Genomic DNA, 539 nt, shown 5'->3' with positions numbered 1-539 from the left:
GTGAAGCTAAATTGCTGTTCACCTGAAATGCTTTGATCCAGTGTGTTTACGACACCGTCATAAGTAAACTGAGTGATCGTCGCGCCATCAGCACTTTGATTTGGCATTACATCAATGGTGTTGGTTGTGATTGTACCGTCAGCAAGATTTGGCTCGGTGATATCTAACGTACCGTCTTGCATGATTTGAACATCATCACCGATAGTCACATTAAGCTGAGACACCAATGAATCGTCGCCGTCCGTATCAACCGCATAAATAGGCAGATCAAAGCTCAGATCGTTCTTATCTAAACCATCTACATGGTCTAACGCTTCAAGCAGAGTAAAGGTGTATTCACCCAATGTGCTCGTAGAGAAAGCAATCGTAAACACTGGGATTTCAGCGCCCGAACCGTTGGTAATAAAGCCAATGTAAGTACCCGGATTAGCCGAATCTTCTTTTATCTCAACCGAAAATCCATTCGATTTAAGTGCACCGCCCACATTGAACTCAGTTGGTTCGATTCGGAGCTTCTCAACATCATCACTTTGGTTGGT

The 539-nt window shown here is 43.8% G+C and carries 1 protein-coding gene; it reads right to left on the bottom strand.

Translation table 11 applies throughout. The features are described from left to right. A partial coding sequence (locus AB4583_RS20710) for a hypothetical protein (RefSeq protein ID WP_372119194.1) occupies positions 1-539 on the bottom strand: 539 nt, incomplete at both ends.

Source organism: Vibrio sp. 10N.222.49.C12 (assembly GCF_041475025.1).
GTDB lineage: Bacteria > Pseudomonadota > Gammaproteobacteria > Enterobacterales > Vibrionaceae > Vibrio > Vibrio crassostreae_C.
Note: the sequence above shows the minus strand (reverse complement) of the source record. Positions and strands in the feature narration are given on the sequence as shown.